Origin of the sequence: Streptomyces sp. NPDC006283 (assembly GCF_040613325.1) — a bacterium.
Classification (GTDB): Bacteria; Actinomycetota; Actinomycetes; order Streptomycetales; family Streptomycetaceae; genus Streptomyces.
Map to the genome: position 1 here is coordinate 34,312 of NZ_JBEXRZ010000026.1, position 15,624 is coordinate 49,935.

Consider the following 15,624-nt stretch of genomic DNA (forward strand, 5'->3'; position numbering starts at 1 on the left):
GGAGGCCGACGAGGAGGGCTGTTACGCGTTCCTCGTCGCCTTCTGGAGGAGCAGGTCCCGCAGGAGTGTGTCCGTCGTGCAGACCACGCCGCTCCTGGCCGCCCACCGCAGGGCCATGGTGTGTTCCTCCGCGGAGAAGTCGGCCACGGCGTCCGCGACCACGAAGGGCTGAATGTCGTTCATGAAGGCGTCGGCGGCTGTCAGGAGGACACCGAGGTGCGCGTGCACACCGCAGATGATCAGTTGGTCCCGCCTCTCCAGGCGCAGCAGTCTGCCCAGATGGCTGCGGAGGAAGGCGTTGTGGCGCACGTTCGCCAGCAGATGTTCGCCGGGGCGCGGGGCCAGCGGGGCGATGATGGCAGCGGCGTCGGGCTCGTCGCCGATGCCGGGACCCCAGACGTCCGCCACGAGCCCGCGCTGTCCGGGGAGTTGGGCCGCCGGCTCTGCGCTGAAGATCACCGGCATGCCGAGTGATCCGGCGAGCTCACGCAGGGCGGCGATGTTGCGGACCATGCCCTCGACAGGCGACTTGTCCGGCGGAAACGCCCGTACGAAATGGTTCTGCATGTCGTGGACGAGAAGTGCCGCCCGGTCGGGGTCGATGTCCCACGAGGCGCACGACGCGGGGAGTTCGGTGCGGTCCGGCAACGGATACGACGCGATGACTGGCAAGCCCATGACTGCCCCTCCCCGGATGACGTGCATGCGCACCATCGAGCTGACTTAGCTAAGCCTAACCTAACTTATCGAAGTGGGGTTCGCTCAGTCGGCCTTCCAGTACCCCAGGGCGTGCAGCCGCTCCTTCGGTATGCCGAGCTGCTTGCGGGCGAAGGAAGCGAGTGCGCGGGTGGTGGCGGTGTCGCAGGCGATCCAGAGGTAGGACGAGTCGTCCATGCGCTCCGCGAGGGCCGCACGGACCGTCTCGACTAGGTGGGCGCCCTGGTCCTGGCGCGGCAGCCGGATGACCTCGCGCGTCGCGCTGCCGCGGCTCGGGGTGTGGTCGCTGTCGCGGGGGTGGGAGGTCTCGTACCAGACCGTGGCCGGGGTCAGTGGCATGGCGTCGAGCAGTGAGTCGATGGCCGGGCGGGACGCCGCGTCGCCGACGACGAGGAGCCGGGACGGCAGAGGGTCGGGCACGGTGAACTCCGAGCCCTGCACCGTCGCCTCGATGGTGTCGCCGGGGCGCGCCGAGCGGGCCCAGTCGCTCGCCCGGCCGGGATGGAGGGCGAAGTCCATGCCGAACGTCCCCGTGGCGGGGTCGGGGTCGACGAGCGTGTAGGCGCGCTGGTGAGGACGGTCGCCGTTGTCGAACCACAGGCGCACCCACATGGTCGGATGGACTCCCGTGGCGCGGAGCATTCCGCCGTCCGTGAAGGACAGGCGGTGAAGTCGCTCCGAAAGCCGCTCGTTCGATCGGACGGTGAAGGTGAAGTCCTTGCCGCGCATGAGCTTGAGGACGGTGCCCTGCCAGCCGTGTCCCACTCTGTCTCCCTGCAGTTCGTGATGACGGGTTGCGCCTCAGCCGAGTTGAGGCACGAGGAGTCGGTTGATCTGCTCGCCCGCTTCCGCGGCGTTCCGGGCGGGTACCGGGAACGGCAGGCGCACGTCGCAGTGGCCAATGCGGTATTCGCAGCGCAGTGTGATGCCGTGACGGTCGAGGGCCAGCGGCACGGCTCGGGTGAAGCCCCGCGGTACGTGGGGCCCGGCGAGCGCCACGAGCCCGGCCAGCATGTCCTCGTGTGCGTCGGCGAGATGCGTGAGCATCTCCGCCTCCTCGATCGCGAGCGGATCGGGGGAGGCCAGTGTCATCTCGTCGAGCCCCACCTCGACCGTCTCGGCCGGCGTGCTCAGCGTGACGCGCGCGGTGTCGAGGCGCAGCGTTGTGGCGTCGCCGCGCCTGTCCGGTGCCAGCCACCCCGAGACCCTGACCCGGGCCCGCACGCGGGCGCGTGTCGCGGTCGGGGTGATGTCCGTGAACTCCAGCAGGGCGGCGAGACTGCCGCGCGGCGCGTGCTCCACCTGGGCGGCGAGCGGGCTGTCGGCCTGCGGGTGCAGCGTGATCCGGCCCCTGCGGCTCACGGAGTGCATGCCGATCAGGTCGTATGCCTGGCCTTGCGTGGTGAGGGACAAGGAGACGGCGCGGGCGATGACGGAGCGGACCTGTTCCGCCGCGGTCGGCGCGGTCGGCTCGGTCGGCGGTGTCGCGGCGGCGGTGCTCAACTGGACTCCATGTGGTGCGGGTTGAATCGGTGCGCCCTCAAGTGGAGGCGGCGCAGGGTGCCGCTCCCGACGGAGCGGGCAGGGCGGTCGAGGTGATGACTCGCCTCGTTCCGGTGGTGGTCCGAAAAGCGGAATGCAGGGTTCGCGCACCGGCATCGGTGCGGCGTTCCTCCTCCGGAGTGAGCCACAACCCCCTTGAGCCAGGTAAGGCTAACCTTACCTGACTGGGTGTGTCCATGCGGTGTGAACGAGCCGCGAGGTGCGAAACGCGCGGATGCGCCGCCTCGAACGAGGACTCGCGCATGTTTCCCGACGCGCGGACCACTTACATCCGGCCACGGCGCCGCTACGATGACAGCCGCCGCGCCGGCAACCCGTCCACGGGCTTGGCCCCGACGAGATCGCCGACCGGTTCTGTCTGCTCGGACCGGCCCAGACGCACACCCGCCGGCGCGAGGCACTGCGTGCCCTGGGCGTCGGTCAGTTCGCCGTTCACACCCTGCACGAAGCGAAGGAATCCCGGTGATCGACGCGCACGACGCGGAGATCACCCGGTCCTGAACCGGCCTTGAACCGCTGATCCGGCCTGATCCGAATGAGGGGGTCCTGCCCGTCATGACCGCGACCGTCCCGCCCGTGCCCCCGTCAGGACCCGTGCCCGACCCGTCCGGACGCGTCGAACTGCCACCGGGCACCACCTTCCCCGACAGCCGCTTCGTCAACGACGACCTGCTGCCGGTGCCCGTCGCCCGCCGCCGCTGGACCACGTACAACTTCGCGGCCCTGTGGGTCGGCATGGCCCACAACATCCCCTCCTGGCTGCTCGCCTCCGGCCTGGTCGCGCTCGGCATGGACTGGAAACAGGCCGTCTTCACCATCGCCCTGGCCAATGTCATCGTGCTGCTGCCGATGCTGCTGACCGGGCACGCCGGCCCCAAGTACGGCATCCCCTTCCCGGTCCTCGCCCGCGCCTCCTTCGGGCTGCGCGGCGCGAACCTGCCCGCGATGATCCGGGCCGGGGTGGCCTGCGCCTGGTTCGGGATCCAGACCTGGATCGGCGGCCAGGGAATCTTCGTCCTGCTCGGCAAGATCTTCGGCGGCTGGGCCGAGGCGGCGAAGTTCGGTGGCCAGCCGTGGACGCTGTGGGTCTGCTTCCTGCTCTTCTGGGTGCTCGAACTCGCCATCATCTACCGGGGCATGGAAGCCCTTCGCCGCTTCGAGAACTGGGCCGCGCCGTTCGTGATCGTGGGCGCGCTGGTGCTGCTCGGGTGGATCGCCGTCAAGGCGGGCGGCCTCGGTCCGCTGCTCGACCAGCCGTCGCGGCTGGGCTGGGGCGCCGACTTCTGGCCGGTCTTCTTCCCTTCCCTGATGGGCATGATCGCCTTCTGGGCCACGCTCTCCCTGAACATTCCCGACTTCACCCGCTTCGGCGCCGGTCAACGCGCCCAGGTCTGGGGCCAGACGCTCGGCCTGCCCACCACCATGACGCTGTTCGCGCTGCTGTCGGTGTTCGTCACCTCCGGCTCGCAGGCGGTGTACGGCGCGGCGGTCTGGGACCCCGTCGAACTGGCCGCCAAGACCGACAACGTCTTCGGGCTGCTGTTCGCTCTGGTGACCGTGCTCATCGCCACGATCTCCGTGAACATCGCGGCCAACGTCGTCTCACCGGCGTACGACCTGGCCAACCTGGCGCCCTCGTTCGTCAACTTCCGCACCGGAGCGCTCATCACGGGCGTCGTCGGGGTGCTGATCATGCCCTGGAAGCTGACCGCGACGCCCGAGCTGTACATCTTCACCTGGCTCGGGCTGGTCGGCGGGCTGCTCGGCACGGTTGCGGGCATCCTCATCGCCGACTACTGGCTGCTGCGCCGCACCGTCCTGGACCTGCCCGCGCTGTACACGCCCGGCGGCCGCTACTGGTACACCGCCGGCTGGAACCTGCGCGCGGTCGCCGCGTTCGTGGTGGGAGGGGTGCTCGCGGTGGGCGGCTCCCACTCCGCCCCGGGCAAGGGCCCCTTCCCCGAGGACGGACTGATCCCCTTCCTGAGGCCGCTCGCCGACTACGGCTGGGCGGTGGGCCTCGCGGCGTCGCTGGGGCTGTACGTGGCGCTGATGGGAGCCGGGCGGAGTCGTCGGACGAAATAGGCGTGAGAGCGGCTCCGCGCCGGGCGGAGAAGCCCGACGACGCAGGCGTGGGAGCGGCTCCGCGCTCGGCGGCGATGCACGTGTGGGAGCGGCTCAGCGACGGGCGCGCTGGGCCGCCACCACCTGGCGCAGGGTGCGGTCGCCGGCGCCGCCGCGCTGTACGCGCTCGGCGAAGCCCGGGAACTGACCGGCGATCGCGCTCAGCAACCGCAACTCCACCGGCGCGACGTTGATTTCGGCGACATCGCGCTCCACGGCCCGTACCACCCCGGCGACGACCTGCCGCGGCGACACTGTCCGCATGCCCGCCGGGGGCTTCGCGCCGGTCGCGGCGAACATGCCGACGTCCCGCACGAAGCCGGGCTGGACGATCGACACGCCGACGCCCGTGCCGTGCAGGTCCTGGCGCAGCCCGAGCGCGAAGCCCCGCAGACCGAACTTCGTCCCGCTGTAGAGGGACGCCGACTTCGTCGCGGCCTTGCCCGAGATGGAACCGACGAAGGCGAGATGACCGCTGCCGGCCTCGACCATGGCAGGGGCGAGCAGACGCGCGAGCATGGCGGGGGCGCGCAGGTTGACGGCGAAGGCGCGGTCGACCTGCTCGGGGGTGTAGTCGAGCAGATCGCCGCTGGAGGGCAGGGCGGCATTGGCGATCAGGATGTCGGTACCGGCGGCCTCCTCGGCGAGCCGTTCCACATCGGCCGCTTCCGCCAGATCGGCGACGACCGCGCGGGCGCCGTGGCGCTCCGCGAGCGGTTCGAGGGCCTCGGCACGGCGGCCACTGACGATCAACTTTGCCCCACGGGCGGCGAGTTCGGCGGCGAGCGCGGCGCCGATACCGCCTGTCACTCCGGTGAGCAGAACGGTTGCTCCGGTGATCCGCATCTGGTTACCCTCCAGTTCTGTTCGTTCGAACGAACAATAGGGAGGCGGTCGCAGCGTGTCCACAGACGAATTCACCGGGCTGGCGGAACACATCAGGGCCTTGGCGGCCGGCGAGACGACGTCGGAGGCGCTCGTCATGGGCGCACTCGCCCGAATCGAGGCGACGCAGGGCACCATCAACGCCTTCCGCACCGTCCGGTTCGAGCAGTCCCTCGAAGAGGCGCGGGACGCCGACCGGCGGCTCCTCGCAGGGGAGCGCCTGCCCCTGCTCGGGGTACCGATCGCCGTCAAGGACGACACCGATGTCGCCGGCATTCCCACCTACTTCGGCTGCCCCGGCGACATCCCGGAAGCCACGGCCGACGGCGAGGCCGTCCGCAGGCTGCGCGCCGCCGGCGCCGTCGTCGTCGGCAAGACCAACTCCTGCGAACTCGGCCAGTGGCCCTTCACCGAAGGCCCCGCCTTCGGCGCCACCCGCAACCCCTGGTCAACGGACCACACCCCCGGCGGCTCGTCCGGCGGGTCCGCCGCCGCCGTCGCCGCGGGCCTCGTGCCCGCGGCGCTCGGATCCGACGGCGCCGGCTCCATCCGCATCCCGGCAGCCTGGACCCACCTCGTCGGCATCAAGCCCCAGCGCGGACGCGTCTCCGTCCACCCGTACGCCGACTGCTTCCAGGGCCTCACCGTCAACGGGCCCCTCGCCCGGACCGTCGCCGACGCGGCCCTGCTGCTCGACGCGGCGTCCGGCGCGCACCCCGACGACCCCTTCCAGCCCGACGCCATTGACGCCTCGGCCGCCGCGCGCCGCGACCCCGGCCGACTGCGCGTCGCGCTCGCCCTGCGCCCGCCGCTCACCCTCACCGGCGCCCGCCCGCACCCGGAGGTACGGCGGGCGGTCACCGACCTCGCGGAGATCCTCGCCCGTCTCGGCCACCAGGTGGAAGAGGCCCGCCCCCGCTACGGTCTCATCGGCCTCAGCTTCCTGCCGCGCGCCGCCACCGGCATCGCCGAGTACGCCGACCGGCACCCCGACCCTTCGCTCCTCGACGCCCGCACCCGGTCCTCCACCCGCTCCGGCCACCGGCTCGGCGGCCGTGCCGTGCGCGCGGCCCGCGCCCGCGAGGCTGCGCAACACCGCAGGATCGGCGGGTTCTTCGACCGCTACGACGTCCTGCTCACCCCCAGCACGGCCACCCCGCCGCCGCGCATCGGGGCCTTCGACGGACTGTCGGCGCAGCGCACGGACGTCGGCATCGCCGCCGCCTGCCCGTACGCATGGCCCTGGAACGTCCTCGGCTGGCCCGGCGTGAACGTGCCGGCCGGCTTCACCCGCGACGGCCTCCCCGTCGGGGCCCAGCTGCTCGGGCCGGAAGGCGGCGAGGAACGGCTCATCTCCCTCGCCGCCCAGCTCGAGGCCGAGCTGCGGTGGTACGAGAAGCGCCCGCCCACCCCCGCGACCAGCGAAAGCGTTCCGATGGGACAATGACGGCATGTCCACCGCCGCCCGTTCCACGCCCACCAGGCAGCGCATCATAGAAGCCGTCCTGCTCATCATCGGCAGGGACGGTGTTGCGGCAGTGACCAATCGGCGCATAGCCAAAGAGGCAGGAGTCTCGCTCGGCTCGGTCACGTACCACTTCGAGACGCAGCACGAACTCCTGCGCGAGAGCCTGTTGCACTTCGTGCGCGACGAGACCCGCCGCTTCACCGAGCTGGCCGACGGGTGCCGGAGCGAGGGCATCGACATCGCGGGCGCCGCGGCCCTCGCCGGCCAGGTCGCGGGGGGCATGGGCTTCGACAACGGTCACATCGCGACGTTCGAGCTGTATGTCGAGGCCGGCCGCGACGACCGCCTGCGGGAGGCCGCCGCCGAGGCCTTCGCGGCCTACGACCGGCTCGCCGCCCAGATCCTCACCGGCCTCGGCGTCCCCGACGCGGAGCGGCTCGCCGCGACGACGGTCGCCCTGGTGATGGGGCTTCAGTTGCGCCGGCTCGCCACCGGTGGACCCGCGGAGGATCTGGTGGACGCCCTGCTGCTGCTCGCGCGCGGCGCGGTGGGACCCGAGGCGCTCAGCCTGCCCGCCGGGCAGTGACCACCCACACCCCCGCCCTCAACAGGACGCCCCGCCCCGTCTCGTAGGGGCGCAACGCGTCACGCATCGCGGCCCGGGCCGTCTCGGGCACCGTTGCGCCCGGATGCCGCGAGACGTAGAAGTCGACGGCGTCCTCGGCGTCCGCGCCCCAGCAGGTGGGCGCCAGGGCCCCGGTGACGACGACGTCCTCGAACCGGGCCGCCTCCAGGACCGCCCGGATCCGGTCCGGGGCCGACAGCGAGGCCATCGCCGCGGCGAGGTCGACGCCCTCCGGCGCACGAGGCGCGGGCGCGGACAGCAGTGAAGCCAGCAGGCCGAGGGCCCGCGCCTCCTCCCCGTCCGGTTGGGCCGGCTGCGGGCAGATGAACGCCAGCCGTCCGCCCGGCCGCAGCGCCCTCCCGATGTTCGCGAGAGCGGCGATGTGGTCGGCGAAGAACATCACCCCACCCCGGCTCATCGCCACGTCGTGGCCGCCCGCGGGGAACGGGTGGACCTGGGCGTCGCCCCATTCGTAGCCGACGTTCATGATGCCCTCGGATTCCGCTCTCGCCCGGGCGAGCAGCGGCTCGGAGATGTCGACGCCCGTCACCCGGCCGTGGACGGCCAGCCCGGCGGCGCGGCGGGTCGTCGCCCCGCTGCCGCATCCGATGTCCAGAACCCGGTCACGCTCCTTGACGGCCGCCGCCTCGAAGAGTGCCGCGTCGAAGGACGCCAGCATGGCGTCGTAGCGGTCGTGGTGCTCCGCCCAGTGCTGCCCCACCGGACCGTTCCACGCCGCGGCCTGCCCGGTGTTCACGATCGTGCTCACAGCTGCTCCTCGATGCGTTCGACAGCGGTCATCGCCCCGTAGGCGACCAGATGGACCAGGCAGTGGCCCGTGTGCCGAGAGGTGCGCCAGGCGGTCACGTCCTCCTGCGTGATCCGGTACGGTGCGAGGGCGGCGAGCAGGGCCAGCCGCGCCCCCGGTCGGTCCTCCCGGGCCGGCAGCCAATCGGCCGACAGCGATGGATGATTGACGCAGTCGTGGGCGGCGACCGTCTTTCGCACCAGCGCCTGATCGTCGTCGGACAGCAGTCCGGCGCCCATCAGCGCCGCCTCGCGCAGCGCCCCGTACGCCGTACCGACCGCCTGGCCGGCCGCCCACCTGGGCTCCGGGCCCGACGTCTGCAGCAGCTTCAGGCTCTCCCCGGGCCGCAGTTCGCGGCGCACGGTACGTGCCAGGGACCGCCCCGCCGCGCTGCGCACCACCCGGTACTTCTGCGCGCCGCGGGGCAGCATGTCCTCGACCAGCAGCGCCGAGACGATCCGGTTGATGAAGTGGAACGTGAGCGCGGTCCCCAAGTGTTCGGCGGTCTGCTCGGCGGGAAACGGCCGCGGACCCCGGATGTCCCTGCCCCACGCCAGCAGCCGTTGGTGCTCCGGATCCGCCGGCTCCTCGCCGCGCGCGATCCGTTCGGCGAGCACATGGTCTCCGGTGGCGTGCAGCAGCACCGTGTGCGCGTCCACGCAGAACGGACAGCGGTTGGCCAACGACACGCCCGTCGCGACGAGTTCCTTCGCCGTACGGGAGACCCGCCCGGCCAGCAGGGATTCGCGCAGCAACGCCCACGCGCCGGTGAGCAGCGGGGGAGACTCGGACAGCACCACGAAGGTCGAGGCACGCGCGATTCCGAAGTCGGAGGCCAACTGGGCGTACACGTCAGCGGTCACGCCGGTCGCGGTGGACGGCGGCGGAGGATCGGTGAAACGGAAGGCTGTGGTCATGGCGTCGATGCTGACCCGCGCACCAAGCCCCGGTCGTCGTACGGCCGGAGGCATTGCCCTCTGATCCGGGCGGGTGGGCGCGCCCGGCGACTACTGCCCCGGGAGTAGTGCGAAAGGGGTCTCACAGGACGAGGCGCGCGGCCGTGGCGCCGACATAGGCTGGCGTTCATGGCGGATCCAGGGGTGAGAGAGACCCTGCTCGACACGGTGCTCGCGGGCGTGATCGCGGCCGCCGTGACCGTCGCCGCGTACGCGGCGGACCCGGCGCCCGGCGCTCTCGACGTGCTGCTGATCGTGGCCGGTTCCCTCGCCCTCGCCGGCCACCGGCGCGTCCCGCGCACCGTGCTCGCGCTCAGCACCGCCTGCATGCTCGTCTATGTCGTCCACGCGCAGCCCGGATCCTGGGCGGCCTTCCCCGTCCTCGCCGCCGTGCACGCGGCGGCGCGCAGCGGGCGGCGCAGGGCCGGCATCGCGGCGAGCGCGCTGTTCCTGGCCGTGTTCTTCGCCGCCGACCCGAACACCGCCGACACCGTCGAGCGCACACTGCTGCTGGTCGGCTGGTTCCTGTGCGCCGGCGTGACAGGGCTCATCGACAAGAACTGGCAGGCGTATCTGCGCCAGACCGAGCAGCGGGCCCTCGAGGCAGAACGGGGACGGGAAGAGGCGGCCTTGCGCCGCGCGGGCGAGGAACGGCTGCGGATCGCCCGGGAGTTGCACGATTCGCTCACCCACTCCATCTCGATCGTCAAACTCCAGGCCGGAGTGGCCGTGCACCTGGCTCGCAAGAGGGGCGACGAGGTGCCGGCCGCGCTGCTGGCCATCCAGGAGGCGAGCGGCGAGGCCATGCGGGAGCTGCGTTCGACCCTCGAAATCCTGCGCACAGAGGAGCCGGCGGCCGGCACCGGGCTGGCGCGCATCGGTGAACTCGTCGGCCGGGCACGGGCAGCGGGCATCGCCGTCGACGTCACCGTCGGCGGCGAGGAACGGCCGCTGCGTGCCGAGGCGGACCGTGCCGCCTACCGGATCGTCCAGGAGGCCCTGACGAACGTCGCCCGGCACGCCGACCGGGCCAGAACCGAGGTCCGCATCGTCCACGGGCCGGACGAGGTGACCGTGACCGTCGAGGACGACGGACCCGCGGCACCGGACACCCCGGTCGTGGCCGGCACCGGGCTGACCGGCATGCGGGAACGTGTCACCGCCCTCGGCGGCACCTTGGCCACGGGGCCACGGCCCGAAGGAGGCTTCACGGTGCACGCCCGCCTTCCGCGGGACGCCGGTTCCGTGGCCTCCGCCGGGGGGCCGGCGGCTGCCGCTGCCGGCCCCGCCGACGCCGTCGCCGCGGAGGCACTGTGATCCGGGTGGTGATCGTCGACGACCAGGCACTCATGAGAGCCGGTTTCCGCGCCCTGCTGGACGCCGAGGACGGCATCGAGGTCGTTGCCGAGGCCGCCGACGGGCAGCAGGGCCTCGACCTGGTCCGGCGCCACGTCCCCGACGTAGCCCTCATTGACGTGCAGATGCCCGTGATGACCGGCATCGAGACCACCCGGCACATCGCCGCCGACCCGCTTCTCGCGGGCGTGCACGTCGTCATCCTCACCAACTACGGCCTGGACGAGTACGTCCTCGACGCGCTGCGCGCCGGGGCGGCGGGTTTTCTGCTCAAGGACATGGAACCCGAGGAACTGTTGCAGGCCGTGCGCGTCGCCGCCCGCGGTGACGCGCTGCTGTCACCGGCCATTACCCGCCGGCTGATCGGCGAGTTCGTCACCCGCCCTCCGGACCGGTCGAACACGCCCGGTATGGCAGCGCTCACCCGCCGTGAACGCGAGGTCACGGCGCTGGCGGCGCGCGGGCTGACGAACGAGGAGATCGCCGCCCACATGGTGATCAGTCCGTTCACCGCCAAGACCCACATCAGCCGCGCGATGACGAAGCTCGGCGCGAGGGACCGGGCCCAACTGGTCGTCTTCGCCTACGAATCGGGCCTCGTCGAACCGCGTGAGCAGCTCGGCCGGCGTGAGCAGCCCCGCCGCGCGGACGCCGGGCCTCGCGGCGCAGGGCCACCAAGCGTCGGCCCTTGATGCGGGCCCGCCACCCCAAAATTACCCTGAAAGGGTGCATATCGCTCGCCGATGCTTCCCCTTCGTGCTGGCCGCGGGGCTGCCGCTCGGCCTGCTGCCCGCGCAGGCGTCCCAGGCCGCCGTCCCGCGGCTGTCGGCCACCGTCAGCGAGGTCTCCGCGGCCCGGCTCGGCGCGAGCCATGAACCCGGCTGCCCGGTGCCGCCGTCCCGACTGCGGCTGATCGAGATGAACCACTGGGGCTTCGACGGGCGCATCCACCGAGGCGAGCTGATCGTGCATCAGGACGTGGTCCGGCCCGTGCTCCGCGTCTTCGGCAAGGCCTTCGAGGAACGCTTCCCCATCCACCGCATGCGCGGCATGGCCGAGTACGGCGGCAGCGACGCGTCGGCCATGGCGGACGACAACACCTCCGCCTTCAACTGCCGCCGCGTCACCGGCGATTCCAGCCACCTGTCGCGGCACTCCTACGGCGACGCCATCGACATCAACCCCGTGGAGAACCCGTACGTGGACCGCGCCGGCGCCATCCACCCCCCGGCCGGCAAGCAGCACCTGGACCGCGACCGGCGCACCAAGGGCATGCTCAGGCCCGGCGACGCCGTCACCGTCGCGATGAACGAGGCCGGCTGGGAATGGGGCGGCCACTGGTCCCCGCCCGACTACCAGCACTTCTCGGCCGACGGCACCTAGCGAACGTCCATCAGGGCGCTCCGGGCATCCGACACAAGCTTCTCCGAACCTGACCATCGCTCCGGCTCGAGGAGTCGCCTCGGACCGCTGCTTCACGTTCGGCTCTTGCTGCCGTGAGCAGGGGTCTTGACCCTCACGTGGCGTCAGGCTGCATAGTCGGTGCCGTGGACGATCACTGGACCGTGGGACGCGTGGCCGAGTTGGCCGGCGTGAGCGTCCGCACGCTGCATCACTACGACGAGATCAAGCTCGTTCGGCCTTCGGCGCGGACCGCGGCCGGGTACCGGGCCTATTCGACGGGCGACGTTGAGCGACTGCGCGAGGTGCTGGCATACCGGCGGTTGGGCTTCGGGCTGCGGGAGGTTGCAGAACTGGTCGACGACCCGTCCACCGACGCGGTCGCGCACCTGCGCCGACTGCGCGGCCTGCTGCTGGAGCGGCGTGATCGCGCTGACGCCATGGTGGCGGCCATCGACAGGGAACTTGAGGCACGGGCGAAGGGACTGAAGGTGACGCCGGAGGAGCAGCTGGAGATGCTCGGCCCACGGCTGTACGACGCGATCGGCGACGCTTACACCGCGACACGGCGTACTGATCCGCGGATCGCCGCGCAGATCTGGGACGCGCTCGGGGACGCGCAGACGGTGCTGAACGTCGGGGCCGGCACCGGCTCCTATGAGCCTGCTGATCGCGACGTCACCGCGGTGGAGCCAGCGGCGGTCATGCGAGGGCAGCGGCCTCCCGGCTCGGCGCCGTGCGTGGCCGCCGCCGCGGAGAGCCTGCCGTTCGAGGACCAGTCCTTCGACGTCGCGATGGCCGTCTCCACCGTTCACCACTGGGGGCACCCGATAGCGGGGCTGTGCGAGATGCGGCGCGTGGCCCGCCGGCGTGGTGGTGCTCACGTTCGACACCGACGAGCCCGGATGGCAGGACCGGTTCTGGCTCACCCGCGACTATCTGCCCGAGTTCGCCGCCGTCCTCGCGGAATTTCCCTCGCTTGCCGGGATGGCCGATGCGATCGGCGCCCGCGTCGAGCCGGTGCCCATCCCGTGGGACTGCGCTGACGGCCTGTTCGAGGCGTACTGGCGTCGACCGGGGGCGTATCTGGAGGATCACGTGCGCCGTGCGATGTCGGTGTGGACGAGGGTCGGGCCGGAGGCCGAGCAGCGGGCGGTGCGACGCCTCAGCGACGACCTCGGCTCCGGTCGGTGGACCGAGCGCAACAGCGACCTCGCCGACCTCGACGCGGCAGATCTCGGCCTCCGCCTGCTCATGGCGTGAACCACGTCGCAGCGTCAGCGTCATGGCGACTCCTGATCAGCCCGCCGGTCTGCAGTCCCTCAACCTCGTCCTGCGTCGTCCACTTCTTGCTCACGCGTTCGGCGCCTCGACGAGCCGGATCACCACGGCCTGGCTGATGTTCCTCCGCCGCCAAGGCCAGCATCGGATCCGGCTGCCAATCTATCGTCACCTGGCCGGCGACAGTGACTTCACCGGCGACGGCTGGCCCGGCGTGGTCGCCGTCGACAATGCAGACATGCCCGGCTCTACAAGGCGACCGGCAGCACGAGCGGCCCGTTCGCCGTCTGCAAGGAGATCGGCCTCAGCGGCTGAGATGCGGTGGGCATACTCGCCGCCGCCTGGCCGGCCGCAGGGGCGACACTGTTCTGGTAAGGGCGGCGGCAGGGAGGTGCTCGGGGATCACGGGCCACATGGATATCAGGACGGAGCTGCGGAAACTGGTGGGGTCGCTGACCGATGGGGAGCGCGTCTATGGGCGAGTGGCCCCCGCGGGCGTGGATGCCGTTGCTGAGGAGGTCCACCGGCTCGCCGTGAAAGCTCAGAGGGCATGGGCCCGTTATGCCGTGCCCGGGGCCGAGGGCCCGGACTCGCCGGCGGAGGTCGCTGACGCGCTCGTTGAAACGACGGGACAGTGCGCGGGTGAGCTGATGACCTATTTGTCGACTGAGGACTTGGTGTTTTCTGGGCAGCTTCGGCGCAGCCGTGCCCATGCGCCTCGAGCCGCTGAGGGCGTGGTGAAGCTTTTGGGCGATGACTCGCGGTGGTGGACGAACGTCGAGGACTCCTCCGTCGGCGTCCGAGCATGGACGCCCGTGACCCGGCTGACCTTCGACGGGGTTGTTGCAGGTGCTGCAAATGGGCTTGTTGTCGTGCTGCTGCAGGTGAGTGAAGACTGAGGCAGGGCTGTCATGTGCCGTCCCGGACACCGGGCATGGTGCTGGTGGGGGCGGCCCGTATCTCGTCGACCGTGTCGATGGTGGTCTCCACGAGGTCGGCGCGGTCTCCTGGGTGACCGCGGCCTGAGGGCGGACTACCGCGAGCGGATCCGGGGAGCGCCTTGACGCAGTGCAGTGCAAGAACTCCATGACAACTGCGCGACACGGCGGCCGAGCGAGGAAGGCTGCATGCCGTGCGTCTGCTCCGGCAACGGGTGCCAGGGTTGCATCCTGCTCAGGCCATCGCGTACGTGCACGCCCTGCAAGATGGCGACCCGTCGCCGGACCGCCTCTCCCTGGCCGCAGGCGCACTCGTCGAACCGGTCGAGCAACACGTGTCACCATTCGTCGCGGAAAACTGCCCGCGCCGGCACACCGCCGGAGGAGAAGCCATCGGCTGAGGCGCCAATCATGGTTCGGGAGCAGCCGGCCCGGTACGTACGGTCTGACGAAAGTCTGCGCGGTGTGGTCGAGAGGCTGCCGAGGACGGGGAGGGGCCGGTGGGACGGCGTGTACAACGAGCAGCGGGAACGCTGAGTTCTGGTGATCTGCTGCGGCATCCCGGCCGGGCGATCGAGGCGCTTCTGGGCGCGGCGCCGCAGCGGTCCGCCGCGGACATCGAGGCACTCCGCGCCGGCCAGGCGAGGGCCGTCGTTGCGTTTGTCCGGGACGAGGGCTGCTTCCGGCATGGTTACTTGATCCTCGATCCGGCCTCAAGCCCGGCGATCTGCTGGACGCCTGCCGGCATCCTCGGCCGGCCTGGTAGCCCCCACACTCCTGTGCTGCCTCCTTTCCATGTCTTCGGTGTCATCCCGGTGACCGGACCCGGCAGCCACAGGATCAAACGCGACCAGTTCCGGCTTGTGTCCGTCCAGGCAGCCGACCGGCACTGGGGACTGGCCATCCCCACCATCGACGTACCCCTTCTCCGCGTAGCCCTCCAGCCACAGGCGTAGCGCCCGGTTCACAGCGGATGTGAACCGGGAGCACGCCCCAACTCCGCCGGGCCGGTACGGCCCCGTTCGTTTGGCCCGGGGCCGTCTTGTTGCCCGCGGTTGCTGAAACACCCCTACATGGCCAGTGCAGGGCAGTGGCGTCCCGCGCAGCTACAGCTCCTTTGAACGATCGAGGCGCGGACAGTGGCCGCATTGCGGTTGATTACGGCTCTGGAATCCACATCGCGGGGACACCAGAGTCGGGATCGGCCGGCGCAAGCCGCCTTCCCCGCTCAGCAGTTGCGGGGTCAACCCGCGGCTGTCTCACCATGCTGCCCCCGGCCGCCTCTTCTGCAAGGGGTTGTTGTGTCCGGCCGCTTCCCCTGCGCACGACGGTGCAGAGCCACCCCGTCGCTCCGCACCACACGCTACGAGACGATCGCGTACAGCACCTCCGAGGAGCTGTACTCCAGCGGTGGAACCGGAAGAGGTCCGCCGCAAGGTGAAGCCCCACGGCCCGAACGCGGCGACGGTCTTCCTGACCCGCGTCGCGGGCGCCCCGACGAT

Annotated in this window: 14 protein-coding genes and 1 pseudogene; 8 read left to right on the forward strand and 7 right to left on the reverse strand. The window is 71.3% G+C overall.

The features are described 5' to 3' along the window. Window positions 1-21 precede the first annotated feature (21 nt). The 4 genes from ABZ070_RS08510 to ABZ070_RS08525 all read right to left on the reverse strand — a co-directional run bounded on the left by ABZ070_RS08510 (window position 22) and on the right by ABZ070_RS08525 (window position 2,716). The gene (locus tag ABZ070_RS08510) at window positions 22-678 is read right to left on the reverse strand and encodes an isochorismatase family protein (RefSeq protein WP_356631343.1); all 657 of its coding nucleotides are present in this window, start codon (window positions 676-678) and stop codon (window positions 22-24) included. 84 nt (window positions 679-762) lie between these two features. After that, entirely contained in the window at window positions 763-1,482 is a 720-nt protein-coding gene (locus ABZ070_RS08515) for a siderophore-interacting protein (protein WP_356631345.1), read from the reverse strand. A 36-nt stretch (window positions 1,483-1,518) separates the two neighbouring features. Beyond that, on the reverse strand, window positions 1,519-2,220 hold the full coding sequence (locus ABZ070_RS08520; protein WP_356631347.1) for a DUF2470 domain-containing protein: 702 nt from the start codon (window positions 2,218-2,220) through the stop codon (window positions 1,519-1,521). Between the two features lie 346 nt (window positions 2,221-2,566). Further along, a complete protein-coding gene (locus ABZ070_RS08525) occupies window positions 2,567-2,716 on the reverse strand; it encodes a hypothetical protein (protein WP_356631349.1) in 150 nt (49 codons plus the stop codon). 119 nt (window positions 2,717-2,835) lie between these two features. Here ABZ070_RS08525 and ABZ070_RS08530 point away from each other — a divergent pair, with 119 nt between their 5' ends. Beyond that, a complete protein-coding gene (locus tag ABZ070_RS08530) occupies window positions 2,836-4,365 on the forward strand; it encodes an NCS1 family nucleobase:cation symporter-1 (protein ID WP_356631351.1) in 1,530 nt (509 codons plus the stop codon). A 93-nt stretch (window positions 4,366-4,458) separates the two neighbouring features. Here the strand turns inward: ABZ070_RS08530 and ABZ070_RS08535 are convergent, their stop codons facing one another. Continuing rightward, complete coding sequence (locus ABZ070_RS08535; RefSeq protein ID WP_356631353.1) at window positions 4,459-5,250, reverse strand: SDR family NAD(P)-dependent oxidoreductase; 792 nt, start codon at window positions 5,248-5,250, stop codon at window positions 4,459-4,461. Window positions 5,251-5,305: 55 nt separating this feature from the next. On the opposite strand from ABZ070_RS08535, the gene ABZ070_RS08540 reads away from it, so the two are divergent. Continuing rightward, entirely contained in the window at window positions 5,306-6,736 is a 1,431-nt protein-coding gene (locus ABZ070_RS08540) for an amidase (protein WP_356631355.1), read from the forward strand. A gap of 4 nt (window positions 6,737-6,740) precedes the next feature. Continuing rightward, a complete protein-coding gene (locus ABZ070_RS08545) occupies window positions 6,741-7,343 on the forward strand; it encodes a TetR family transcriptional regulator (RefSeq protein WP_356631357.1) in 603 nt (200 codons plus the stop codon). Here ABZ070_RS08545 and ABZ070_RS08550 read toward each other — a convergent pair. Beyond that, window positions 7,321-8,151: a class I SAM-dependent methyltransferase gene (locus ABZ070_RS08550; RefSeq protein ID WP_356631359.1), complete on the reverse strand. Its 831-nt coding sequence runs from the start codon at window positions 8,149-8,151 to the stop codon at window positions 7,321-7,323. The genes ABZ070_RS08545 and ABZ070_RS08550 overlap by 23 nt on opposite strands. Beyond that, complete coding sequence (locus tag ABZ070_RS08555) at window positions 8,148-9,107, reverse strand: carboxymuconolactone decarboxylase family protein (protein WP_356631361.1); 960 nt, start codon at window positions 9,105-9,107, stop codon at window positions 8,148-8,150. Before ABZ070_RS08555 ends, ABZ070_RS08550 begins: the two co-directional genes overlap by 4 nt. 168 nt (window positions 9,108-9,275) lie before the next feature. Between ABZ070_RS08555 and ABZ070_RS08560 the strand changes: the two genes are divergently transcribed. The 5 genes and pseudogenes from ABZ070_RS08560 (at window position 9,276) to ABZ070_RS08580 (ending at window position 14,083) form a co-directional block, all read left to right on the forward strand. Beyond that, a complete protein-coding gene (locus ABZ070_RS08560; RefSeq protein ID WP_356631363.1) occupies window positions 9,276-10,463 on the forward strand; it encodes a sensor histidine kinase in 1,188 nt (395 codons plus the stop codon). After that, entirely contained in the window at window positions 10,460-11,194 is a 735-nt protein-coding gene (locus tag ABZ070_RS08565; protein WP_356631365.1) for a response regulator transcription factor, read from the forward strand. The genes ABZ070_RS08560 and ABZ070_RS08565 overlap by 4 nt, the downstream gene beginning before the upstream one ends. Before the next feature lie 34 nt (window positions 11,195-11,228). Then, window positions 11,229-11,885, forward strand: a complete 657-nt coding sequence (locus ABZ070_RS08570) for a M15 family metallopeptidase (RefSeq protein WP_356631367.1) — start codon at window positions 11,229-11,231, stop codon at window positions 11,883-11,885. 182 nt (window positions 11,886-12,067) lie between these two features. After that, a pseudogene (locus ABZ070_RS08575) lies at window positions 12,068-13,166 on the forward strand (MerR family transcriptional regulator). A gap of 431 nt (window positions 13,167-13,597) precedes the next feature. Continuing rightward, window positions 13,598-14,083: a hypothetical protein gene (locus ABZ070_RS08580; protein WP_356631369.1), complete on the forward strand. Its 486-nt coding sequence runs from the start codon at window positions 13,598-13,600 to the stop codon at window positions 14,081-14,083. The last annotated feature ends 1,541 nt before the right edge of the window (window positions 14,084-15,624 follow it).